The sequence below is a fragment of the Xanthomonas sp. MLO165 genome (assembly GCF_018831305.1).
GTDB lineage: Bacteria > Pseudomonadota > Gammaproteobacteria > Xanthomonadales > Xanthomonadaceae > Xanthomonas > Xanthomonas arboricola.
In genome coordinates this window covers 2,822,471-2,846,449 of record NZ_CP029263.1, presented here as the reverse complement: position 1 = coordinate 2,846,449, position 23,979 = coordinate 2,822,471, and the positions used below count along the sequence as shown (strand labels likewise).

General features: G+C 66.2%; 16 protein-coding genes. 14 read left to right on the top strand and 2 right to left on the bottom strand.

Translation table 11 applies throughout. The annotated features are described in order from the left end of the window. The first annotated feature begins 42 nt into the window (after positions 1–42). The 3 genes from DGN21_RS11950 to DGN21_RS11940 all read left to right on the top strand — a co-directional run bounded on the left by DGN21_RS11950 (position 43) and on the right by DGN21_RS11940 (position 8,419). On the top strand, positions 43–2,412 hold the full coding sequence (locus DGN21_RS11950; RefSeq protein ID WP_126966022.1) for a S9 family peptidase: 2,370 nt from the start codon (positions 43–45) through the stop codon (positions 2,410–2,412). A gap of 585 nt (positions 2,413–2,997) precedes the next feature. Continuing rightward, positions 2,998–5,895 carry a TonB-dependent receptor gene (locus DGN21_RS11945; protein WP_126966023.1) on the top strand — a complete coding sequence of 966 codons (2,898 nt, stop codon included), beginning with the start codon at positions 2,998–3,000 and terminating at the stop codon, positions 5,893–5,895. A gap of 148 nt (positions 5,896–6,043) precedes the next feature. After that, positions 6,044–8,419, top strand: coding sequence for a glycoside hydrolase family 127 protein (locus DGN21_RS11940; RefSeq protein WP_126966024.1), 2,376 nt, complete (start codon positions 6,044–6,046; stop codon positions 8,417–8,419). A 154-nt stretch (positions 8,420–8,573) separates the two neighbouring features. Here the strand turns inward: DGN21_RS11940 and htpG are convergent, their stop codons facing one another. Next, on the bottom strand, positions 8,574–10,478 hold the full coding sequence (htpG, locus tag DGN21_RS11935) for a molecular chaperone HtpG (protein ID WP_104552592.1): 1,905 nt from the start codon (positions 10,476–10,478) through the stop codon (positions 8,574–8,576). 171 nt (positions 10,479–10,649) lie between these two features. Between htpG and rsmD the strand changes: the two genes are divergently transcribed. The 7 genes from rsmD (at position 10,650) to DGN21_RS11900 (ending at position 16,677) form a co-directional block, all read left to right on the top strand. After that, positions 10,650–11,339: a 16S rRNA (guanine(966)-N(2))-methyltransferase RsmD gene (gene rsmD / locus DGN21_RS11930; RefSeq protein WP_184429052.1), complete on the top strand. Its 690-nt coding sequence runs from the start codon at positions 10,650–10,652 to the stop codon at positions 11,337–11,339. Then, a complete protein-coding gene (coaD, locus tag DGN21_RS11925; protein WP_016903280.1) occupies positions 11,336–11,842 on the top strand; it encodes a pantetheine-phosphate adenylyltransferase in 507 nt (168 codons plus the stop codon). The genes rsmD and coaD overlap by 4 nt, the downstream gene beginning before the upstream one ends. Before the next feature lie 47 nt (positions 11,843–11,889). Next, positions 11,890–12,387, top strand: a complete 498-nt coding sequence (locus tag DGN21_RS11920; protein ID WP_039516474.1) for a hypothetical protein — start codon at positions 11,890–11,892, stop codon at positions 12,385–12,387. A gap of 58 nt (positions 12,388–12,445) precedes the next feature. Beyond that, positions 12,446–12,628, top strand: coding sequence for a hypothetical protein (locus DGN21_RS11915; RefSeq protein WP_126966026.1), 183 nt, complete (start codon positions 12,446–12,448; stop codon positions 12,626–12,628). Continuing rightward, positions 12,619–12,903 (top strand): YfhL family 4Fe-4S dicluster ferredoxin, encoded by a 285-nt coding sequence (locus tag DGN21_RS11910; RefSeq protein ID WP_003489796.1) that lies wholly within the window; start codon positions 12,619–12,621, stop codon positions 12,901–12,903. Before DGN21_RS11915 ends, DGN21_RS11910 begins: the two co-directional genes overlap by 10 nt. After that, a complete protein-coding gene (gene ggt / locus DGN21_RS11905; RefSeq protein ID WP_126966027.1) occupies positions 12,900–14,678 on the top strand; it encodes a gamma-glutamyltransferase in 1,779 nt (592 codons plus the stop codon). The genes DGN21_RS11910 and ggt overlap by 4 nt, the downstream gene beginning before the upstream one ends. A 241-nt stretch (positions 14,679–14,919) precedes the next feature. After that, a complete protein-coding gene (locus DGN21_RS11900) occupies positions 14,920–16,677 on the top strand; it encodes a glycoside hydrolase family 9 protein (RefSeq protein ID WP_126966028.1) in 1,758 nt (585 codons plus the stop codon). Positions 16,678–16,982: 305 nt separating this feature from the next. Here the strand turns inward: DGN21_RS11900 and upp are convergent, their stop codons facing one another. Then, complete coding sequence (gene upp / locus DGN21_RS11895) at positions 16,983–17,615, bottom strand: uracil phosphoribosyltransferase (protein WP_024940024.1); 633 nt, start codon at positions 17,613–17,615, stop codon at positions 16,983–16,985. Positions 17,616–17,766: 151 nt separating this feature from the next. On the opposite strand from upp, the gene DGN21_RS11890 reads away from it, so the two are divergent. The 4 genes from DGN21_RS11890 to DGN21_RS11875 all read left to right on the top strand — a co-directional run bounded on the left by DGN21_RS11890 (position 17,767) and on the right by DGN21_RS11875 (position 23,778). Beyond that, positions 17,767–20,328, top strand: coding sequence for a TonB-dependent receptor (locus DGN21_RS11890; protein ID WP_164738897.1), 2,562 nt, complete (start codon positions 17,767–17,769; stop codon positions 20,326–20,328). Further along, on the top strand, positions 20,325–21,461 hold the full coding sequence (locus tag DGN21_RS11885) for a phytase (protein WP_126966029.1): 1,137 nt from the start codon (positions 20,325–20,327) through the stop codon (positions 21,459–21,461). Before DGN21_RS11890 ends, DGN21_RS11885 begins: the two co-directional genes overlap by 4 nt. Continuing rightward, positions 21,458–22,837 carry a metallophosphoesterase family protein gene (locus DGN21_RS11880; RefSeq protein ID WP_126966030.1) on the top strand — a complete coding sequence of 460 codons (1,380 nt, stop codon included), beginning with the start codon at positions 21,458–21,460 and terminating at the stop codon, positions 22,835–22,837. The genes DGN21_RS11885 and DGN21_RS11880 overlap by 4 nt, the downstream gene beginning before the upstream one ends. Before the next feature lie 233 nt (positions 22,838–23,070). Then, positions 23,071–23,778 carry a glycosyltransferase gene (locus DGN21_RS11875; protein ID WP_104607926.1) on the top strand — a complete coding sequence of 236 codons (708 nt, stop codon included), beginning with the start codon at positions 23,071–23,073 and terminating at the stop codon, positions 23,776–23,778. Positions 23,779–23,979: the final 201 nt, after the last annotated feature.

The window sequence follows — 23,979 nt, the reverse complement described above, 5'->3', positions numbered from 1 at the left end:
ATGACCGTGCCGACCACGACCACCATCTCCGCGGATAAACGCATGAAGCCACTGCTGCATCACACCCAGACCTCCAGGCGGCGTAGCGTCGCAGCATGGTGCCTGAGCATCGCACTCTGGACGCTCTCGGCAAGCGCAGCGGCTGCATCCGTTGCACCCGTAACAACCACGCCTGAACCCACGCCCACACCTGCGGAGTATGCGCAGGCGATCGGTCTGGCCGATCACTATGCGTCGCTGGTCGACACGCAACCGACGGCGCCGGTATGGATCGATGCAGGGCATTTCGTGTATCGGCGTGGCGTGGCACGTGCCGATCAGGCGCCGGCCATCGAGTACCGCCTGGTGGATGCGGCCAGCGGCCGCAACACGCTGGCCTTCGATCATGCGCGGCTGGCGGCGGCCCTGACCCAGGCCGGTGCGCAAGCCATCGACGCCACGCAACTGCAGCTGGAGGAACCCACCCTGGACCGGCAGCGCCTGGGCTTTCAGCTGGCGAAGCTGGGCTGGCAGTGCGATCTGGCCCGCTATCGCTGCGCGCATGTGCCCGAACGCGACGTGCAGGCCGAGTCGATGGACATGCGCCTGCCGCTCAAGCAGGGCGAGCGGCAGGCCAAGCTATCGCCGGATGGCCGCTGGCGCGCCTGGGTGGGGCAGGCCAATCTGGTGATCGCGCCGGTCGATGGTGGCGAGCGCAGCGTGCTCAGCCGCGATGGCAGTGCCGATGATTACTACGCACTCGACAGCGTGGTGTGGTCGCCGGACTCGCAGCATCTGGCTGCGTATCGGGTCAAGGCGCCGCCGCCGCGCATGGTCTATTACATCGAGTCGGCGCCGGCCGATCAGCTGCAGCCGAAGTTGCACCAGCAGGTCTATCCCAAGCCCGGCGATGCCTTGCCGGTGATGCAGCCGGTGTTGTTCGACATCGCCACGCGCGCCGCGCATCCGGTGGCGATGACGCTGCTGCCCAATGCCTTCAGCCTGAGCGAGATGGTCTGGTGGAAGGACAGCCGCGGGCTCACCTTCGAATACAACGCGCGCGGGCACCAGCTGTATCGGGTCATCGAAGTGGACGCACGCACGGCTGTCGCGCGCACCCTGATCGAAGAGACCTCGCCCACCTTCATCGAATACTCCGAACTCAGCGGAACGCACGAGGACGGCGGCAAGCATGCGCGGCGTGATCTGGCCGACGGCGCGCAGATCCTGTGGGCCTCCGAGCGCGATGGCTGGGAGCACGTCTATCTGTACGACGGCCACAGCGGTGCGGTGATCCGCCAGGTCACGCAGGGCGACTGGGTGGTGCGCAAACTCGACTACCTCGACGAGGCCGCAGGCCAGCTGTATTTCACCGCCTCCGGCATGCAGCCCGGCGAGGACCCGTATTACCGCCATGCCTATCGCATCGGTCTGGACGGCACCGGGCTCACTGCATTGACGCCGGCAGCCGCCGATCACCAGGTGATTTATTCGCCGGACGGCAAATGGTATCTGGACCTGTACTCGCGCGTGGACCTGGGCCCGGTGCTGGAGCTGCGGCGCAGCGCCTACGGCAGCCTGGCACGCACGGTGGAGCGCACCGACCTGAGCCGTCTGCAGGCTGCCGGCTGGCAGCCACCGTTGCCGTTCCACACCACCGGCCGCGACGGCAAGACCGAGATATGGGGCGTGATCCAGCGCCCCACGCAGATGCAGCCACAGCAGCGTTATCGCGTGATCGAATACATCTACGCAGGGCCGCAGGGGTCCTTCGTGCCCAAGACGTTCACCACCCGCATGTCAGCGCTGACCGCACTGGGATTTGCGGTCGCGCAGATCGATGGCATGGGCACCAACAATCGCTCGCGCGCGTTCCACGATGTGGCCTGGCGCAACCTCAAGGATGCGGGCCTGCCGGATCGCATCGCCTGGCACAAGGCCGCTGCCGCACGGTACCCGTGGTACGCCATCAACGGCGGCGTCGGTGTGTACGGCACCTCGGCCGGTGGCCAGAACGCCTTGGGTGCGCTGCTGTTCCATCCGGAATTCTATGTGGCAGGCGTGGCCAATTCCGGTTGCCACGACAACCGCATGGACAAGATCTGGTGGAACGAGCAATGGATGGGCTGGCCGGTCGGGCCGTGGTACGCCGAATCGTCGAACGTGGAAAACGCTGCGCGTCTGCAAGGACACCTGCTGCTGGTCACCGGCGACATGGACATGAATGTCGATCCGGCCAGCACCTTCCAGGTGGCCGATCGGCTGATCAAGGCAGGCAAGGATTTCGATCTGCTGGTGGTGCCCGGCGGCGATCATGGCGCCGGTGGTGATTACGGCAAGCGCCGCCTGCTGGATTTCTTCCTGCGCTGGATGCAGCAGGCGCCAACGCCGGACTGGAACCACGACCAGCCTGCGACGACGCAGGCGCCGTGATCCGTGAGGCCGGTCTGCCGGCCGACCGTTTGACTGCAGTGGCTAGACCACGGCCGCTGAAACAGGGCGGGCAGGGCAGTGCATGCTGATTGCCGCCACCGCGCTGCATGCATGCATGCGCAGTGCTCGATTTCTAGATCGACTGTCATCGCACATGGTTGCAAGCGATACATCGCCTCGGATGTCCCGTCCATCGCCTTAGGCGTGGTGTCCAGCTGCAGACGTTGCTGCAGAGTGCAACGTCAAGGCAGGCTGGTTCATTTGCGAACCATGCAGTTTTCCGCACGCGCTGTCGCCAAATGCGACAAGACGTGGCGCGTGCGCACAGGCACATTGTGACCAGCTGATGAAACTGGAGCGCATGGGCGCCTCCGGTGCGGAACCAACACCCTTTTTGACAACACGCGCTGCTGCGTGACCCTGTGTGGTCGTGCGCGTCGCAGGTTGTCTGCATGTCTGCAGCACAGCGCTGGCGAGAAGTTTCGCTGCGTGCGCGTCTGCCATCCATCTTGCCCTGCGCTGGCGTCTGCCGGCACGGGTGTGTGTTGCCCATCGTTTGTCTGCCATACGAATCAGGAGCCTTGCATGCCGATGCCGCTGTTGCCTTTCTCCCGGACCTCCGGCACGTCCACGCGCCCGGCGCCGAGCATGCTCAGCGCCGCATTGCTGCTGGCGCTGTCTGCAGGCGTCAGCGCACCGGTGTCTGCGCAGCAGGCCGGCGGCAGTAGTGATGCGCCGCAAACGCTGGACAGCGTGGTCGTCACCGGCTCGCGTCTGCGCCGCGTGGATACCGAAACCGCCAACCCGGTGGTCACGGTCAGCCAGGAACAGATCGCCGCGACCGGCAAGGCCACGGTCGGCGATCTGCTGCAGGAGCTGCCGTCGATCGCCGGCAACGCCACCAATCCGTATACCAACAACGGCGGCGGCACCGGTGCGTCGGCCATTTCGCTGCGTGGTCTGGGCGACAAGCGCACCTTGGTGCTGGTCAACGGTATTCGTCTGGCCTACAACGACGTCAACGCCATTCCGTCCAGCATGATCGAGCGCATCGAAGTGCTCAGCGACGGAGCCTCCGCGGTGTATGGCTCCGATGCCATCGGCGGCGTGGTCAATTTCATCCTGCGCAGCCAGTTCGACGGGGTGCAGTTCAGCAGCGACTTCGGTACCAGCAGCGAAGGCGACGGCAACCGGCGCAACTTCACCCTGACCACCGGCAAGACCTGGGAGCGTGGCAGCCTGATCGGCGGCCTGTCGTACCACAACATCGATCCGGTCTCGGCAGCGGCGCGCGACTATTCCAAGGACGCGCTTGCGTTGACCAACGGGCAACCGGTGAAGCAGGGTTCGTCCGCAACGCCCACCGGTACCGTGAATTTCAACGATGGCTCGGATCAGTCCACGCAGCTTGCGCAAGCCAACGGCTGCGGGCGTGTCACCCTCAACAGCGGCGTCAGCGGCCGCGCCGGCCCGGGCGATTTCCACTGTTACAACGCCAGCGCCGACTCATACAACTACCAGCCGTTCAACCTGTTGCAGACCCCGCAAAAGCGCACCAATGCGTTTTTGCTGGGCACCTATCGCTTCACCGACAACGTCGAGGGCTACGTCAACACCTGGTTCAGTAAAACCGAATCCGCCTCGATCATTGCGCCGATTCCGATCTTCGCCAACGGCGACAACATCCTGGTGTCGTCGCAGAGTTACTACAACCCGTTCGGGGTGAACTTCGGCACCGATCGCAGCACCGGCATCTCCTACAACGACCTCAACACGCGCGCCACCGTGCTGGGCAATCGCAGCTATCAATACAACACCTACAACTTCCAGATCAGCCCCGGCTTGCGCGGCCGCTTCGGCGACAGTTCCTGGCAGTGGGATGCCACCTTCAACTACGGCAAGGTCAAACAGAAGTCGATCAACAACGGCTTTCTCGACTATGCCGCATTCAATCAGGCCATCGGCCCCTCGTTCCTGGACAGCGATGGCGTGGTCAAGTGCGGCAGCGCGGGCGCGGCGATCGCCGGCTGCACACCGCTGAACTTCTTCAACCTCAACGACAGCGCCAACCTGTCCACCCTGCAGGGCATGGTGGTCAACCCCATCGTGACCAGCGTCTACACGGTCAAGCAATTCGAGGCCAATGCCAACGGCTCGTTGTTCGAACTGCCGGCCGGCACGGTCAGCCTGGCGACCGGCGTCTCCTATCGCAAGGAGCGCTCCACCACCGCCTCCGACCCGCTATGGACCGGCGATGAAGACGGCCTGTGCGGGGTGATCGAATTCTGTTCGTCCACCCTGGCCGGCAGTTTCGACGTCAAGGAGGCCTATGCCGAAGCGTTGTTTCCGCTGCTGAAGGACCTGCCCGGCATCAACGCCTTGAACATCACGCTGGGCACGCGCTTTTCCGACTTCAGCTCGGTCGGCAGCAAGACCAACAGCAAGATCTCGCTGGAATATCGCCCGATCGAGAACCTGCTGATCCGCGGCACGGTGTCGGAGGTGTTCCGCGCGCCCAACATCAACGAACTGTACGCCGGCGTGGCCGGTGATGCGGCCACCGTCAACGACCCATGCAATGGCTACACCGGTGGCAATAGCGTGGCCTGCGCCAATGTGCCCACCGATGGCAGCTACCAGCAATCCGATGGCCAGGTGTCGGGCAAGGTGTCCGGCGCAGCGGTGGCCGGGTACCAGCTCAAGCCGGAAACCGGCAAGTCCTACGACGTGGGGCTGGTGTACGACCCGCAGTGGATCGATGGGCTGTCGCTGAGCGCGGACTGGTGGCGCATCGATCTGGAAGACACCATCACCACGGTGTCGGCGCAGACCGTGCTCAATCAATGCTTCGCCAACCCGGCCAGCTCCTTCTGCGCGTTGATCCATCGCAACGGCAACGGCACCATCAATTACATCGCCGAACCCACCGTCAACCTGGGCAAGCTGTGGGCCAAGGGCATGGACTTCAACCTGACCTACCGCGCGCCGCCCACCGCGTGGGGCAATCTCAGCGCCGGGCTCAACGGCACCTATCTCACCCGTTACGACGTGCTGCCCGATACCACCGACCCCAACTCGGTCACCATCCACAACGTCGGCCGCTACACCCAGGCCTACGGCAACTTCCCGCGCTGGCGTGCGCTGGGCACGGTGAACTGGGCGTTGGACGACTGGAGCGCCACCTGGCGCATCCGCTACGTGGGGCACACCGCCATCGGCAATTCGGATCCGGACCAGAGCCTGTCGGCCGATTCCAGCGAGCCGATGGTGGTGCGCAAGATCGGCGCCTACGTCTACAACAACCTGCAGCTGGGCTACAACGTCGAACCGTGGCACACGCGCTTCGAAGTGGGCGTGGACAATATCGCCAACAAACAGCCGCAGTTGTATTACTCCAACAACGTCGGCAACGCCAATACCGATGTGGCCACCTACGATCTGCTCGGTCGGTTCTATTGGGCGCGTGCCACGGTGAAGTTCTGATCGGGCCGGTGTGTCGCGGTGGCGTGCGGCCAGATGCCATCGGTCGTGGGCGTCATGCGTATGCACGCGCGTGTTGTCGCGATTGCATAGGCGGTTGTTGCAACGGCGCGCGCGGTCTGTGCGCGCCGACAGGAGCTAAGCTGAGCCCATGACCGAGACGTATCCGAGCGAGTTGCCCAACGACCACGCGCCGAGCCTGTCGCGGCGGCGCTTTCTGGCCTGGAGCAGCCTGGCGGTTGCGGCGGGTTTGCTGCGCTTTCCGGCGCAGGCCAGCGCCGCACAACCCGGCAGCGTCCGTGCAGTGCCGCTGGCGCAGGTGCGGCTCACGCCGTCGTTGTTCCTGGACGCGCTGCACACCAACCGTCGTTACCTGATGCGGCTGGAGCCGGACCGGCTGTTGCACAACTTCGTGCTGTACGCCGGCCTCGATCCCAAGGCGCCTGCATACGGCGGCTGGGAGGCGGACACCATCGCCGGGCATACGCTCGGTCACTATCTCAGCGCATTGGCACTGATGCATGCGCAGACCGGCGATGCGCAATGCCGCACGCGCGCCGGGTACCTGGTCGCAGAGCTGGCACGCTGCCAGGCGCATGCAGGCGATGGCTACGTCGCCGGGTTCACCCGCAAGACCGCCGCAGGGAAGATCGAAAGCGGCCGCGTGGTGTTCGATGAACTCAGGCGCGGCAAGATCGACCCGGCGCCGTTCTACCTCAACGGCAGCTGGGCACCGCTTTACACCTGGCACAAGTTGTTTGCCGGCCTGCTCGACGTGCACGCGCATTGCGACAATGCGCAGGCGCTGCAGGTGGCGGTGGGCCTGGCCGGTTATCTGCAGGGCATCTTCGCGGCGCTGGACGATGCGCAGCTGCAGAAGGTGCTGTCCTGCGAATTCGGTGGCCTCAACGAGTCCTTCGTCGAGCTGCATGTGCGGACCGGCGATGCGCAATGGCTGGCACTGGCGCAGCGCCTGCACCATCACGCCGTGCTGGATCCGCTTATCGCCCAACGCGACGAGCTGGTCCATCAGCATTCCAACACCAACATCCCCAAGCTGATCGGCCTGGCACGCGAGTACGAAGTCACCGGCGATGCCGCGTCGGGCGCGGCCGCGCGCTTCTTCTGGCACACCGTCACCGACCACCACACCTACGTGATCGGCGGCAATGGCGACCGCGAGTACTTCCAGCAGCCGGACAGCATTTCGAAGTTTGTCACCGAGCAGACCTGCGAGCACTGCGCCAGCTACAACATGCTCAAGCTCACCCGGCATCTGTACCAGTGGGGCCCGCAGGCCGAGTTCTTCGATTACTACGAGCGCACGCTGCTCAACCACGTGATGGCGCAGCAGCATCCGCGCACCGGTATGTTCACCTACATGACACCGATGCTGGCCGGCGAAGCGCGCGCCTGGTCGTCCCCGTTCGACGATTTCTGGTGCTGCGTCGGCAGCGGCATGGAAGCGCATGCCCAGTTCGGCGATTCCATTTACTGGCAGGACGGGCAGGGCGTCTACGTCAATCTGTATGTGCCCTCCAGCGTGCGCGATGCTGCCGGGCTGGACATGACCCTGCGCAGCACGATGCCGGAGCAGGGCAGCGCCTCGCTACGCATCGACGCCGCGCCGGCCGAGCAACGCACGCTCGCACTGCGCGTGCCCGGTTGGGCGCGGTCGCCGAGGCTGCAGCTCAATGGCCAACCGGTCGATGCCACCGTCAACGAGGGCTACCTGCGCGTCGCCCGCGTCTGGCGCGCCGGCGACACGCTCACGCTGTCGTTCGAGATGCCGCTGCGCCTGGAAGCCACGCCGGACGACCCGGCCTGGGTCTCGGTGCTGCGCGGGCCGCTGGTCTTGGCTGCTGACCTAGGCGATGCGGCAAAGCCCTGGTCGGGCAAGACCCTGGCGTTGATCGGCGGCGATGAGGTCTTGCAGCGCCTGCAGCCGGTGGCGGGCCAGACCGCATTCGACTACCGCCACGGCGACCAGCTGTGGCGCTTCTCGCCGTTCTACGCGCAGTTCGATCGCCGCAGCGCGCCCTACCTGGAGCATCGCGACGCCGCTGCATGGCAGCAGCATCAAGCCGAGCAGGCCGCAGCAGACGCGAAACAACAGGCGCTGGACACGCGCGCACTGGACCGCATTGCCCTGGGCGATGAAGCCTCTGAAAAAGCCCACGGCCTGCACAGCGAAAGCTCCTACGCACTGAGCTACCGCCGCCGCGCCGGTCGTGACGCCCGCACCGGCGGCTTCATCGCCTTCACCCTGCGCAACACCGCGAAGGCCCGCATCCTGCGCCTGCGCTACTGGGGCGACGAAACCCGCCGCCGCTTCCGCATCCTCGCCGACGGCGAACTCATCGCCAACGAACGCCTGGACGGCAACCGCGGCCTGGACTTCGTCGATGTGGATTACGCCTTGCCTGCAGCAGTGGCCGGCCGTACCACCTTGCAAATCCGCATCGAGCCGGAGACTGGCTATTCGGCAGGGCCGGCGTTCGGGTGCTGGGTGCTGGAGTCGGCGTGAGTGCTGTCGCAGTAGATCGTCGATGACGTTGCCCGCGCCCTGATCGCAGCGCGCACGATGCGCGCAGGCACCGGGCGTGCCCGACAGGAGAAAGACGCAAAAAAAGACCGGCGCATGCGCCGGTCTTGGTGTCTCACCAAAGTTTTCGCACGGCTTACGCCGACAACTCCAACAACAACTTGTTCAACCGCTTCACATAGCCGGCCGGGTCCTTGAGGCTGTCGCCCGCCGCCAGCGCGGCCTGGTCGAACAGCACCCGGCTCAGATCACCGAAGCGGTCCATATCCTGTTCTGCATCCAGCTTTTCGATCAGCGGGTGGGCCGGGTTGAATTCGAATACCGGCTTGGACTCCGGCACGGCCTGGCCGCTGGCTTCCAGCAGCTGACGCATCTGCAGGCCCAGGTCGCCCTGGCCGATGGCCAGGATGGCCGGGGAATCGGTCAGGCGGTGCGAGACGCGCACTTCGGCCACGTCGTCGCCCAGGGCGGCCTTGATGCGCGAGGCCAGGCCTTCCTTGGATTTGGCGACTTCTTCCTGCGCCTTCTTGTCTTCTTCCGAATCCAGCTTGCCCAGGTCCAGGTCGCCGCGTGCCACGTCCACGAACGACTTGCCGTCGAACTCGGTGAGATAGCTCATCAGCCACTCGTCGATGCGGTCGGTGAGCAGCAGCACTTCGATGCCTTTCTTGCGGAAGACTTCCAGGTGCGGGCTGTCCTTGATCTGCGCGTAGCTTTCGCCGGTGAGGTAGTACAGCTTGTCCTGGCCCTCGGCCAGACGACCCACGTAATCGGCCAGGCCCACGCTCTGCGCGCCGGTGGTGTCATGCGTGGAGGAGAAGCGCAGCAGGCCGGCGATCTTTTCGCGGTTGGCGTAATCCTCGGCCGGGCCTTCCTTCAGCGCCTGGCCGAAGTTGCGCCAGAACGTTGCATAGTCGTCCGGCTTGTCCTTGGCCAGCTTCTCCAGCATGTCCAGCGAGCGCTTGGTCAGCGCCGACTTCATCGAGTCGACCACCGGGCCGGACTGCAGGATCTCGCGCGACACATTGAGCGACAGGTCGGACGAATCCACCACGCCCTTGATGAAACGCAGGTACAGCGGCAGGAACTGCTCGGCCTGGTCCATGATGAAAACGCGCTGCACGTACAGCTTCAGGCCCTTGGCCGAATCGCGGTGATACAGGTCGAACGGGGCGCGGCCGGGCACGAACAGCAGCGAGGTGTACTCCAGCTTGCCTTCGACCTTGTTGTGGCTCCACGCCAGCGGGTTGCCGGCATCATGCGCGACGTGCTTGTAGAACTCCTGGTATTCCTCGTCCTTGATCTCGGACTTGGGCCGCGTCCACAGCGCGCTGGCGCGGTTGACCGCTTCCCACTCCGGCTCGGCGGGCGCGTCGGCCTGTTCGCCGTGGTGCTCCTTGCGCATCTCGATCGGCAGGCCGATATGGTCGGAGTATTTCTTGAGGATGCCGCGCAGCGTCCAGCCGTCGGCAAAGCTGTCTTCGCCGTCCTTCAGGTGCAGCACGATGCGGGTGCCGCGCTCGGGCTTGTCGACGCTGGCGACCTCGAACTCGCCTTCGCCACGCGAGGACCAGTGCACGCCCTCGTTGGCGGGCAGGCCGGCGCGACGCGAGTACACGTCGACCTGGTCCGCAACAATGAAGGCGCTGTAGAAACCCACGCCGAACTGGCCGATCAGGTTGGCGTCCTTCTTCTGATCGCCGCTGAGGTGCTTGAGGAAGTCGGCGGTGCCGGACTTGGCGATGGTGCCCAGATGCGAGACCGCATCCTCGCGGCTCATGCCGATGCCGTTGTCGTCGATGGTGACGGTGCGCGCGTCCTTGTCGTAGTCCACGCGGATGCGCAGCTCGCCGCCGCCTTCCAGCAGCTCCGGCTTCACCAGTGCCTCGAAACGCAGCTTGTCGGCGGCGTCGGCGGCATTGGAGACCAGCTCGCGCAGGAAGATTTCCTTGTTCGAGTACAACGAGTGGATCATCAGCTGCAGCAACTGCTTGACCTCGGTCTGGAAGCCAAGCGTCTGCTTGTCGGTATCAACGGTCATTGGGGTCGTGCTCCATGGTGGCCCAGGCCGCAACGCGGCCGATGGCCTGGGGGATGAGGCCGTGTGGGGATTTTTCAAGGCGGGCGTGCGCCAGATGGCCTGCGTCCATGGCGATCGGGGAGGGTGGTTGCGGCGATCGCGGCGGTATCATGGCCGGCCAACCGTCCTGCCTTGAGCCATGTCGCCATTTGCGCTGCCGCCGTCCTGCATCCGTTCGCCCGCACCCGGCGCGTGGCGATGAGCCGCCCCGCACGGCCGGCGCCACGCGGCGCGGAAGGGCAGGTGCGCATCGTCGGCGGGCGCTGGCGCAATACCAAGCTGGCGGTGCCGGACCTGCCAGGCCTGCGCCCGAGCAGCGACCGCGTCCGCGAGACGGTATTCAACTGGCTGATGCCGCGCCTGCCCGGCGCGCGTGTGCTGGACCTGTTTGCCGGGTCGGGTGCGCTGGGCCTGGAGGCGGTGTCGCGCGGCGCCGCGCACGCCACCCTGATCGAACGCGACCCTGGCCTGGTGCAGCGCTTGCGCCAGCACGTGACCAGGCTGGGTGCGGCCGATCAGGTGCAGGTGCTGCAGGAGGATGCCTTGCGCTGGCTGGAGCGCGCGCCGGTGGCGCAGGCCAGCATCGCCTTCGTCGACCCGCCGTTTGCCGCCGGGCTGTGGCCCAGCGTGCTGGAACGCCTGCCCGCGCATCTGAGCGCCGACGCCTGGCTGTACCTGGAAGGCCCGGCCGAGGTCCCGCCGCAGGTGCCGGCCGGCTGGCATCTGCACCGCGAAGGCGCCACCCAGCAGGTGCGCTATGCGCTGTACCGCCGGGCCGCTGCTACACTGAACGGCGATCCGACCCCGGTAGTTTCCGTATGAGCGTGGCCAATAGCCGCACCGCCGTCTATCCCGGTACCTTCGACCCGATCACCAACGGGCATATCGATCTGGTGAACCGTGCCGCGCCGTTGTTCGAGCGCGTGGTGGTCGGCGTGGCCTACAGCCCCTCCAAGGGCCCGGCCCTGCCGCTCGAGCGCCGCGTGGAGCTGGCTCAGGAAGCACTGGCCGCGCACGCCAATGTGGAAGTGCGCGGCTTCGACACGCTGCTGGCCCACTTCGTGCGCGACATGGGCGCCGGGGTGCTGTTGCGCGGCCTGCGCGCGGTGTCCGACTTCGAATACGAATTCCAGATGGCCAGTATGAACCGCCATCTGATCCCGGAGGTGGAGACGCTGTTCCTCACCCCGGCCGAGCAATACAGCTTCATCTCGTCCTCGCTTGTGCGCGAAATCGCGCGGCTGGGCGGGGACGTGTCCGGTTTCGTTCCGGCTTCGGTCGTCGAAGCCTTGCGGCAGGTGCGCGAGTCCCGCGCGCAGGCCTGATTCTCTAGCAGTCACATCACCACATGCTTTTCAAAGGGAGGAGTTTCATGAAACACACAATGCGCGCGCTGGTGCTCGCTTCGGTCGCCGCTCTGGCCGTCACCGCCTGCAAGAAGGAAGAGCCGGCACCTACCGCCGCCGCCGCTCCGGCTGCGCTGACCGCGCCGGCCAAGGACGACAACGCCGGCTGGAAGAAGTACCTGCAGGAAGTGGTCGGCCAGAACCTGGGCACCACCACCAACAGCCCGTTCCTGTATTACTTGCCGCCGGAGTCCGATGCCGAGTTCGCCGGCAGCTACGAGCGTCAGCTGGAAAGCGTCAAGACCGCACTCGCGCGTGGCGTGCAGCCGGGCAACATGCTGGCCTTCGGTTCGTCCGCCTCGACCAAGATGGCCGACCTGATCGACGCCGCGTTCAAGGACGTGCCGGCCGATTCGATGAAGGGCGTGCGCGTGCTGTTCATCGGCAATGCGGCCGAGAATGCGCGGGTGCAGGGCATCGTCCAGCCCAAGGGCGTGGAATACACCTTCGTTGAAGCCAAGTAATGCCGTACCAGGCCGGAGGCGCGGGAGGGCGCGTCCGGCCGCCGTGCGGGATCGCAGCATGCTGCTGATCCCGCACGCCCTCGGCGCCGGTCCGCTCGGACCGGTTGCCGGCCACACGCATGGCGTTGTCCGTGCATCGCGCCACGCCCCGTGCGTCTGCTTCCGGCAGTACGTTGCGTTCCAGCGCCTGGCGTTGCATCGCGCCGCGCCGCATCGCATGGTGGTGCCGATATGTCGCTGAAGATCAACGAGCTCTGCGTCAACTGCGATGTCTGCGAGCCGGCGTGCCCGAACCAGGCCATCTCGATGGGCGAAACCATCTACGTGATCGACCCGGCACGTTGCACCGAGTGCGTGGGCCATTTTGACGAAGCGCAATGCGTGGTGGTGTGCCCGGTCGAATGCATCGACCCGGATCCGGCAATACCGGAAACCCACGATCAACTGCTCGCCAAGCTCATGCAGCTGCAGCGCGACCACCCCGAACTGTACGAACAGGAGCCTCCCGCCCCGTGAGCATCTTTTCCCGACGTTTCTCTTCGCGCGGCCTGTTGCTGCTGGCCCTGGTGCTGGCACCACCGGCCTGGGCTGCCGATGGCGCCAGGCCTGCAGCAGCCACGACCTCGCCGGTGGCGGGGCACCCGCCCGGTGCGGCGATTGCCAGCGGTCATGCACTGGCCACCGACGCCGGCCTGCAGATCCTGCGCGAGGGCGGCAATGCGTTCGATGCGGCGATCGCGGTGTCGTCCACACTGGCGGTGGTCGAGCCGATCAGCTCGGGGCTGGGCGGCGGCGGCTTCTTCCTGCTGCACGATGCCAAGACCGGCAAGGACGTGATGCTGGACGCGCGCGAGACCGCGCCCGAGTCGGCCAGCGAGGCGCAGTTCCTCGACAAGCAGGGCGCGCTGGACCGCGACCGCTCGGTCAACGGTCCCTGGTCGGCCGGTATTCCCGGGCTGCCGGCAGCGCTGGTGGAACTGGCCACCAAGCACGGCCGGCTGCCGTTGAAGCAGTCGCTGGCGCCGTCGATCCGCATCGCCAGCGAAGGCTTCCCGGTGTATGCGCGCATGGCCAAGGGCTATGCCTCGCGGCGCGAGGTGATGGAGCGTTATCCCGGCACGCGTGAGGTGTATCTGCGCGGCGGCAAGCCGATTGCCGAAGGCGACATCTTCAAGCAGCCCGAGCTGGCGCATACCCTGCAGCTGCTCGGCGACAAGGGCTTCGATGGCTTCTACAAGGGCGAAACCGCCAAGAAGCTGCTGGCCGGCGTCAAGCAGGCCGGCGGGCAGTGGAAGGCCGCCGAGCTGTCCGGGTACCGGGTCAAGCAGCGTACGCCGATCCAGTTCGATTACCGCGGCTGGAAGATCACCACCGCGCCGCCGCCGTCCTCCGGCGGGATCGCACTCGCCGCCATGCTGCAGATCCTCGAAGGCTGGGAACTGGACACGCTCGACGATGCGCACCGTACCCATCTGGTGGTGGAAGCGATGCGCCGCGCCTACCGCGACCGCACCTTCTTCCTGGGCGACCCGGACTTTGTCGCCGTGCCGCAGCGTGTGCTGACCAGCAAGGATTACGCACAAGGCCTGCGCGCCACGATCAACCCGGACAAGGCCACCCCCAGCGACCTGCTGTCGGGCAACCCGACCCCGCTGGAAGACGACGAGACCACGCACTTTTCCATCATCGACGGCGAAGGCAACCGCGTCGGCGCCACCCAGACCGTCAACCTGCTGTACGGCTCGGGCCTGATCCCCAAGGGCACCGGCGTGCTGCTCAACGACGAGATGGACGACTTCGCGCTCAAGCCGGGCACGCCCAATGCCTTCGGCGTGATGGGCTACGCGGCCAACGCCCCCAAGCCGGGCAAGCGCATGCTCAGCTCGATGACGCCGACCTTCATGGAATCGGCCGACAAGGTCGCGGTGATCGGCACGCCGGGTGGCAGCCGCATCATCACCATGGTGCTGCTCGGTATTCTGGGCTACGACGCCGGCCTGGACGCGCAGCAGGTCAGCGCCTTGCCGCGCTATCACCACCAGTGGCTGCCAGACGTGATCGAGGCCGAGAGCAACGCGTTCTCGCCGCAGACCGCCAAGGCGCTGCAGGCGATGGGTCACGCGCTCAAGCTGCCGGGCGATACCGCCGAGGGCGGCCGCGGTTCCAGCCACGTCTGGGGCAACCTGCAGACGGTGGAATGGGATAAGCGCAGCAACGTGCTCACCGGCGGGAGCGACCCGCGCAACCCGGTGGGCAAGGCGCAGGTGCAGCTGGAGGCTGCGGCGCGCTGACGGCTGATTGATCGAGATATGCCTGTCCTCGTAGGCGAGGGCAGGCATGACCGCAAGGCAGCGGGTGTTGCCCGTTGCATCTGCCGCGCCGTGCCATGGCATGGCCTGCGCGATGCTGCGGTTGGCCGCAGGTGGTCGCCTCCATCGATGCAGGCACGCGACTGCAGCGATGCATTTCCACGCGGTTGCCTATGCCTGGATTGGACTTGTCGCCCTGCGCCAATGCAGCGACCATCGCGACATGAACATTTTCCAGACTCTGCTCACCGGCATGGTGATCGCATCGCCCATCGCCGCTTGCGCGGCCGACACCACCGGCGACCAGACCGCCGCGGCAACGGACGCTGCCATCCACGTTAATCAGCTCGGCTATCTGCCGGGTTCGGCCAAGCTTGCGGTGCTCGGATTGCCGCAAGGCGCGGCGCCCACCGCGGACCGTTTCACGGTCGAGGATGCGCAGGGCCGCCAGGTGCTGGAGGGCAAGCTGCAGGCCGCCGCGCTGTGGACGCCGGCCGGCCAGCAGGCGCGGGTGGCGGATTTCTCCAGCCTGCGCGCGCCGGGTACCTACCGGTTGAAGATCGACGGGCAGCCGGCGTCCGATCCGTTCCCGATCGCGGCCAGCGCGTATCGGCCCGTGCTCGACGCATCGCTGAAGGCGTTCTATTTCAATCGCGCCAGTACTGCGCTGCCGGCGCAGTTCGCCGGGCGCTATGCGCGCGCGGCCGGGCATCCGGATACGCAGGTGCGCATCCACCCTTCGGCGGCATCGGCCACGCGCCCGGCCGACAGCGTGATCAGTGCGCCCAAGGGCTGGTACGACGCCGGCGACTACAACAAGTACATCGTCAATTCCGGCATCAGCACCTACACCTTGCTGGCCGCCTATGAGCAATACCCGGCGCTGTTCAAGGCGCAGGCCTTGACCATCCCTGACGATGCGCCCGGCGTGCCCGGCATCCTGCAGGAGACCTGGTGGAATCTGGAATGGATGCTGGCCATGCAGGACCCGGCCGATGGCGGCGTGTACCACAAGCTCACCGACAAGCAGTTCGACGGACTGGTGATGCCCGCGCAGGCCACGCAACAACGCTATGTGGTGATGAAGGCCACCGCCGCCACGCTGGATTTCGCCGCAGTGATGGCGGCAGCCAGCCGCGTCTATGCGCCGTTCGACAAGCAGTATCCGGGCGCATCGGCGCGCATGTTGAACGCCGCGCGCAGTGCCTGGGCGTGGGCGCAGCAACACCCGGATGTGATCTATCGCCAGCCCGACGACGTACGCACCGGCGGCTATGACGATGCGCAGGTGGACGACGAATTCGCCTGGGCTGCGGCCGAGCTGTACGTGAGCACGCGCGAGGACGGCTTCTACGACGCAATGATTGCGCGCAACGTACCGGCGAGCGTGCCGGGCTGGAGCAACGTCAGCGGCCTGGCCTGGATGTCGCTGGCCGAACATCGCGACCGGCTCACCCCGCATGCCGATCGCGCACGCATCACCCGTGAGATCACCGGCCTGGCACAGCGTCTTGCCGATGAGTGGCAGGCCTCGCCCTGGCGTCTGGCGATGAGCGACACCGACTTCGTGTGGGGCAGCAATGCGGTGGTGCTCAACCGCGCGATGATGCTGATGCAGGGCTATCGGCTGACCCGGCAGCGGCCGTATCTGGATGCCGCGCAGTCGCAGCTGGATTACATCCTGGGGCGCAATCCGTTGGGCCTGTCGTTCGTCACCGGCGTCGGGCTGCGCAGCCCGATGCATATCCACCACCGCCCCTCCGAGGCCGACGGCATCGACGCCCCGGTGCCGGGCTGGCTGGCCGGTGGTCCGCAACCGGGCCAGCAGGACGCCAAGGACTGCAAGGTGGCGTATCCCTCCAGGCTGCCGGCACTGTCGTACCTGGACAACACCTGCAGCTATGCCAGCAACGAGGTGGCAATCAACTGGAATGCGCCGCTGGTGTATGTGAGTGCGGCGATCGAGGCGTCGACGCGCTGAGGTGGGCATTTTTCAACGCAACGAACGACGCCGCGGCTGTTCGTTCTCCCACCGGGAGAAGATGGCGCGTAGCGCCGGATGAGGGTGCGCCTCCGGGGAGCTACCAATGCCGGCAATGACAAACGCGTCGCCACGCGCCGTCAGAAGTGACTCCCCGACTGCTTCGCTCGACGGACCTTCACCCCAACCCCCACTGCGCACCCCGGCCCGCGCTTGCGGCGCGGGCGCTTCAAGGCAAGCGCGCCAATGGCGTGCAAGCGGTGTCTTCTCGCCCCGCAGGCAGAGGGGCGTCAAGCCTCCGCAGCTCACTCCACCCGCGTCCCGAAGATGCGGTCGCCTGCGTCGCCCAGGCCGGGCAGGATGTAGCCCTTGTCGTTGAGGTGGTCGTCAATCGCGGCGGTGTAGACCTCTACATCCGGATGCACGGCTTCCAGTGCCTTGAGGCCTTCCGGTGCGGCGACCAGGAAGATGCCCTTGATCCGCCGTGCGCCGGCGCGCTTGAGCATGTCGATGGTGGCGATCAGCGTGCCGCCGGTGGCCAGCATCGGGTCCAGGATCAGTGCATCGCGCTCTTCCAGGCGGCCGGTGAGGCGTTCGAAGTAGGGCACCGGCTGCAGGGTTTCTTCGTCGCGCTGCAGGCCGACCACGCTCACGCGCGCGGCCGGGATCAGCGCCAGCACGCCGGGCAGCATGCCCAACCCTGCGCGCAGGATCGGCACCAGGGTGATTTTTGCGCCGGCAATCCGCTGCACGGTCACCGGGCCGGCCCAGCCGGGTTGCACGTGCGATTCGGTGTCCAGATTGGCGGTGGCCTCGTAGGCCAGCAGGGTGCCCAGCTCGGTGACCAGTTCGCGGAAGCCCTTGGTGCTCAAGGCAGCATCGCGCAGCAGACCGATCTTGTGCTGGACGAGGGGGTGACGCACTTCGACGATTTTCATGGGCAGCGACAGGCGGGAGAGACCCACAGTGTGCCGCAGCCGGCGGCAGCGTCGCCACACATTGCACGTGATCGCGCTTGCATATGTCATGTCAGTGAAACGTCGTAGACATAGTGTGCCCACCCATTCTTAACCGATTGGGGAAGCACCCGTGTTGAACAAGACTCCGCTGTGCCTGGCGATCACGCTGACGTTGGCGGCGGCCGCGTGGAGCCCGCTTGCGCAGGCGGCCGAGGGTGCGGCAGCTGCCACCGGTGCATCCGGCGCGGCGGCCATCGATCTGGAGCGCCTGGAAGTGCGCCCGCAGGTGGAATCGCAGGTGCGCGCAGTCGATCTCAAGCGTGGCTCCGATGCGATCCAGGATGCGGTGGCCTCCGATGCGATGGGCCGTTACCCTGACAAGAATGTTGCAGAATCCTTGCAGCGCCTGCCCGGCGTCAGCGTCACCCGCGATCAGGGCGAAGGCCGCTTCGTGGTGATCCGCGGCCTGGATTCGGCGCTCAACAGCGTCACCATCGACGGCATGACCATGGGCACGCCGGAAGACGGCACCCGCTCGGCGCCGCTGGACGTGATTCCGTCCGACTCCACCGAACGCCTGAAGGTGGTCAAGTCGCCGACCCCGGACATGCCGGGCGATTCCATCGGCGGTGCGATCCAGGTCGAGTCCACTTCCGCGTTCGATCGCGATGGCCGCACGCTGCGCGGCTCGGTCGAAGGCAGCCACCAGTCGCTATCGGGCAAGACCAGCCCGAAGGGCGCGTTCAACTACAGCGATATCTTCGACGGCACCTTCGGCGTCGCAGTGGGCGTGAACTACCAGGACCGCGAATTCGAATCTGACAATACCGAGGTGGCCTACGACAGCTTCGACGGCGGTGCGGCCGACGATCTGTTCGCCGGCGAGGTGCAGCGCCGCAAGTACTTCATCGAGCGCACCCGCATGGGCGCCAACCTCAATCTGGACTGGCGCCCCGACGCGGACAACCGCTATTACCTGCGCACGCTGTACAGCCGCTTCGACGATGCCGAAACCCGCCAGCGCACCATCTTCGGCCTGGCCGATGGCCAGGTCAGCGCCAATGGCGATGGCACCTACGAGGTGGCCGACCTGCCGGCCGATTCCATCTCCAAGCGCGTGCGCTATCGCACCAAGAAGGAAGACACCATGGCTTTGAGCGTGGGCGGTGAAAACCGTCTGAGCGCGGCCACGGTGGATTACAAGCTGGGCTACACCAAGACTACCGAGCGCGTGAACGACGAGATGGAGGCGCGCTTCAACTATGACGGCGACGATCTGTCGGCCACGGTCGACCAGAACAGCGGCATTCCGCGCCTGGGCTTTTCCGACAACGGCTGGCAGAGCAACGACGCTTTCGTGTTCGACCGCTTCGTGCTTGCGCCCAAGCGGGTGGACGACAGCGAGCGCAGCGCGCAGATTAACGTGCGCTTCGACGGCGAGCATTCCAGCCTGAAGATGGGTGTGCTCGGCCGCTGGCGCGAGCGCGATGTCAATGTGGACGAAAGCGAGCTGCGTCGCGGGCCGGCGATCGATCTGAGCGACTGGACCACCGCCGCGCCGGAACACCGCGGCGGTACCCTGGGCGAAAGCATCGGCTCGGACGGCATGCGCCGTTACTGGAACACCTCCGGCAATCTGTACAGTGCGCGCCCGCAGGATGTCGGCGGCAATCTGCAGACCTCGCTGCAGGACGATTACAAGGCCACCGAAGACGTGTTCGCCACCTATGTGATGGGCACCTGGGATATCGGCGCACTGCGCGCGATTGCCGGTGTGCGCGTGGAAAACACCCAGTTCGACGCCACCGGCAATCAGGTCGACGTGGCCGAGAACGGCCGCACCGCCACGGTGACGCCGCGCGAAGCGTCCAGCAGCTACACCAACGTGCTGCCTGGCCTGCATCTGCGCTACGACACCGGCAACGACTGGGTGCTGCGGTTTGCCGCCAACAAGACCTTGTCGCGGCCTGCGTTCGGCGATGTCTCCCCGCGCGTGAGCATCAATCGCGGCGACAACGAGGTGAACGTCGGCAACCCCGATCTCGATCCGTATCGCTCCACCAACCTGGACCTGTCGTTCGAAAAATACATCGGCAGCACCGGCCTGATCTCGCTGGGCGTGTTCAACAAGTCGATCGACGACTACATCGTGCAGACCATCAGCACCAACGATGCCGAGTTCCCCGACCTGCAGGTCACGCGCTCGATCAACGGCGACACCGCCAAGGTGCGTGGCGCCGAATTCAACTGGCAGCAGGCGCTGGACTTCCTGCCCGAAGGCTGGAACGGCCTGCTGGTCGGCGCCAGCGCCACCGTGCTGGACAGCGACTTCGATCCCGGCCTGAGCGATCGCGCCGGCGAGGACTTCACCTTGCCGCGCTCGTCCAAGCGCATCTACAGCGGCCACCTGGGCTACGAAAAATACGGCTTCAGTGCGCGGGTTGCGGCGGTGTACCGCAGCGAGTATCTGGACACCATCGGCGAAAGCCGCGCGTACGATATCTATGTCGCCCCGCATACCCAGCTGGATTTCAGCATGAACTACCAATTCAACAGCCACGTCAGCCTGTATCTGGAAGCGCAGAACCTGCTGGACGAACCGCTGGAGCTGTACCAGGGCGTGCCCTCGCGCACGCTGCAGAACGAAGAATACGGCCGCACCTATGCGCTCGGCCTGAAGGTGGCACTGTGATCGCAACGCGCACGCGGCTCCACACAACGTTACTCCACACCACGCTGCTCGCCAGCGCGCTGGCGCTGACCGCCTGCGCCAGCGCACCGGCCGACCGCGAAGCCGACGAGGCATTGCTGAAGGACCCCTTGCTCAGCGAGGCCAAGGTGGCGCACCAGGTGGTGCCGGAAGCCTTCATCACCGCGCTGACCCCGGCCGACAATCTGGATTCGCCGGCCAGCTGGAGTGCGCCCGATGGCAGCCGCTGGTTGATCGCCACCGCCAAGGCCACGCATGCGCTGGTGGTGTTCGATGGCGATAGCGGCAAGCGCCTGCGCGTGGTCGGCGGCAAGGGTAAGGCCCTGGGCAAGCTGGATCGCCCGAACGGGATTTCGGTGGTCGACGATCTGGTGTTCGTGGTCGAGCGCGACAACCACCGCGTGCAGGTGTTTGCGCTGCCCGACTTCAAGCCGCTGGCCAGCTTCGGCCAGGACGAATTGCGCGAGCCCTACGGCCTGTGGGTGCGCAAGCACGATGGCGGCTACGAGGTGGTGGTCAGCGACAACTACATGTCGCCGGCCAACAAGGATGTGCCGCCGCCGCTGGCCGAACTCGGTCAGCGTTTCCGTCGCTATCAGTTGAACAACGCAGGGCAGGGCTGGCAGGCGCGGCTGACGCAGAGCTTCGGCGATACCAGCGAGGCGGGCGCAGTGCGCATTGCCGAGTCGGTGTTCGGCGATGAAGCGCATGCGCGCCTGATGATTGCCGAAGAAGATGTCGCCGTGGGCACGCAGTTGCGCGAATACGGCATGGACGGACGCTATCGCGGCCGCAATGTCGGCAGCGGCCTGTTCAAGGCGCAGGCCGAAGGCATGACGCTGTTTGCGTGCAAGGACGGTAGCGGCTACTGGATCGCCACCGATCAGTTCAAGGACCGCAGCGTGTTCCAGGTATTCGATCGCCAGAGCCTGGCGCATGTCGGTGCCTTCGCTGGCCGGGTGACTGCCAATACCGACGGCGTGTGGCTGGATCAACGCGGCGATGCGCGCTTTCCGGGCGGGGTGTTCTATGCCTTGCACGACGACCAGGCGGTGGCGGCATTCGACTGGCGCGATATCGCGCGCGTGCTGCGCCTGAAAGAGTGCGCGCCATGAGCGCGGCACGTGCGGCGCTGTCTGCAGCGCTGTTGCTGGGGGCGATGGCAGGCACGCGGGCGTTTGCCGCCGAGCGCGCCGCCGAACCGAATACCCAGGTGCCGGCGGGTTCCACCCACTATGTTGCCGATGGCTTCCCGGACCGCATCGTCGCCACGCCCGCGCAGGCGGCGGCGACCGGTTTCGCGGTGGCCTGGCGTACCGATGCCAGCGTCGACCAGCCGTGGCTGGAACTGGTGGTTGCCGGCGACTCGCCCGACGTGGGTACGCCGCGCCGCATCCGTGCCAGCACCGCCACGCTGGCCAGCGAAAACGGCAGCTCGCACCACCACCGCGCCGACATCGACGGGCTGAAGCCGGACACGCTGTACGCCTACCGCGTGCAGGGCAACCGCACCTGGGGCGCGTGGAATCATTTCCGCACCGCCGCCAGCGCCGACACACCGCTGACGCTGCTGTACTTCGGCGACACCCAGAACAAGAACCTCAGCCTGGTCTCGCGGGTGATCCGCCAGGCCTGGCGCTCGGCACCGGACGCGCGGCTGGCCCTGTTCGCCGGCGACCTGGTCAGCGGCAAGGACGGCCAGGACGACAACGAGTGGGCCGAGTGGTTCGAAGCCGGGCGCTGGTTGCTGGAAGGCACCGCAGTGGCACCGGCGCCGGGCAATCACGAATATCACGAAGAGGGCGAGGACACCCCGCAGGCCACGCGCACGCTCGGCAACCACTGGCCGGTGACCTTCGCCCTGCCGCGCAACGGGCCGTCGGCCACGGCGCGCACCAGCTACTGGTTCGACTATCAGGGCGTGCGCATCGCCGTGCTGGACGGCACCTCGGTGCTGGATCTGGGCACCGGCCCGGCACAGGCGCAGTGGCTGGACACGGTACTGGCCGACAGCCCGCACCCGTGGTCGATCGTGTTGATCCACCAGCCGTTCTTTTCCCCGCGCGCCGATCGCGAGAACCAGAAGCTGGTCGAGCAGGTGCTGCCGGTGATCCGCCGCCACAAGGTCGATCTGGTGCTGCAGGGCCACGACCACACCTACGGTCGGCGCGGCGATGAAGCAGGGCAGGCGACGCCGGTGTTCGTGGTCTCGGTGGCCGGGCCCAAGCAGTACCGGCTCTCGGACATGGCGCGCAAGACCATGCGTCCGGTCGGCGAAGACACCCAGCTCTATCAGGTGCTTCGCATCGACAACCAGAAGTTGCGTTACGAGTCGCGCACCGCCACCGGGCGTCTCTACGATGCGTTCGAGCTGGAGCGCGGCAGCGATGGCGGCAAGCGGCTGGTGGAGCAGGAAGCCGGGCGCATCGCACCGCGCGATTGCCCGCGCAGCGCAACCCTGAAGGGACGCGCAGACCGGTGCTGGGAGTGAGGCACAGGACAACAGCGTTGCGAGCTCCGCCGTGCCGGATGACGAGGCAGTGAGCGAACTTCGGTTCTGGATTGATGATGCGAATCGGCGGCAGGCGTAACCATTTAAAATTGTGAATTACGTCACACTAATAATGGGACTACTGTTGCGGCTGACCGGAGCTCCATCCGGGTAGCCGACTTCGGTGCGGTGCTTCGGTGGAGGTCTGGTTCCCCCAGCCCCGAGAAGCCCCCATGATCCCCCACGTGTTCCATCTCACTGCGCCGACCAAGCACCTGCTTTGGGAAGAGCGCAAGATCCAGGCCCGCCTGCAGCGGCTGTTGCCGGGCTGGACCTGCCATGTCTGGGACGACGCCGACAACTCCGCACTGATGCGGCGCGCGTTCCCGGAATTCGCCGACCGCTACGAGGCGATACGCTTCGGCGTGATGAAGGCCGACATCGCGCGCTGCGCCTATATGCACAGCTACGGTGGCTTCTATTTCGACACCGACTACAAGCTGCTGCGCACGCTTGGCGCGGACGTACTGGCACAGCAATGCGTGCTGCCGATCGAAGAGGGCGCGCCCGGCAACGAGCAGTTCAAGATCGGCAACGCCGTGTTCGGCTCGGAGGCAGGGCATCCGTTCTGGCGCGCCTTCATCGAGCACATCTTCACCACGCATGCGCCCGAGATGCTGGAAGACCACCGGCAGATTCCGATGATCTCCGGCCCGCGCGGGCTGACGCGTTTCTACAACGCGCACGCCGGCGAGTTTGCCGGCATCGTGTTCCCGGCGCGCGATGCGTTCCATCCGGATCGCACCTGGTTCGGGCTCGGCCACCGTGGCGGCACCGTCGCGGTGGGCTCGCACCTGTGCTGGGCGTCCTGGCGCGGCAAGTCGCCACGCCGGGCCGTGACCAATTACCTGCGCCGCAAGCTGAGCGCCGTGCCGATCTGACCGGGCCGGGCAGCACATCGCCGCGCGCGACGGCAAGGGCGCGCGGTGAGCTTCGGGGCGGCCGCGCACCTGTCCGAGGCGCGCAAGTACCGCCTGCGTCGCCTTGGCTTCAAGCGACTCGCAAAACCATGGCGCTCACCTACAGGTGGGCGCGGCCGGTGCTGGGATTCAGCGTTTACCGCTCGGATACCGAAGTTACTG

Coding starts and splice junctions, on each gene's coding strand:
- DGN21_RS11950 (WP_126966022.1), top strand. CDS start 43: ATGAAGCCACTGCTGCATCACACCCAGACCTCCAGGCGGCGTAGCGTC.
- DGN21_RS11945 (WP_126966023.1), top strand. CDS start 2,998: ATGCCGATGCCGCTGTTGCCTTTCTCCCGGACCTCCGGCACGTCCACG.
- DGN21_RS11940 (WP_126966024.1), top strand. CDS start 6,044: ATGACCGAGACGTATCCGAGCGAGTTGCCCAACGACCACGCGCCGAGC.
- htpG (WP_104552592.1), bottom strand. CDS start 10,478: ATGACCGTTGATACCGACAAGCAGACGCTTGGCTTCCAGACCGAGGTC.
- coaD (WP_016903280.1), top strand. CDS start 11,336: ATGAGCGTGGCCAATAGCCGCACCGCCGTCTATCCCGGTACCTTCGAC.
- DGN21_RS11920 (WP_039516474.1), top strand. CDS start 11,890: ATGAAACACACAATGCGCGCGCTGGTGCTCGCTTCGGTCGCCGCTCTG.
- DGN21_RS11915 (WP_126966026.1), top strand. CDS start 12,446: ATGCTGCTGATCCCGCACGCCCTCGGCGCCGGTCCGCTCGGACCGGTT.
- DGN21_RS11910 (WP_003489796.1), top strand. CDS start 12,619: ATGTCGCTGAAGATCAACGAGCTCTGCGTCAACTGCGATGTCTGCGAG.
- DGN21_RS11900 (WP_126966028.1), top strand. CDS start 14,920: ATGAACATTTTCCAGACTCTGCTCACCGGCATGGTGATCGCATCGCCC.
- upp (WP_024940024.1), bottom strand. CDS start 17,615: ATGAAAATCGTCGAAGTGCGTCACCCCCTCGTCCAGCACAAGATCGGT.
- DGN21_RS11880 (WP_126966030.1), top strand. CDS start 21,458: ATGAGCGCGGCACGTGCGGCGCTGTCTGCAGCGCTGTTGCTGGGGGCG.
- DGN21_RS11875 (WP_104607926.1), top strand. CDS start 23,071: ATGATCCCCCACGTGTTCCATCTCACTGCGCCGACCAAGCACCTGCTT.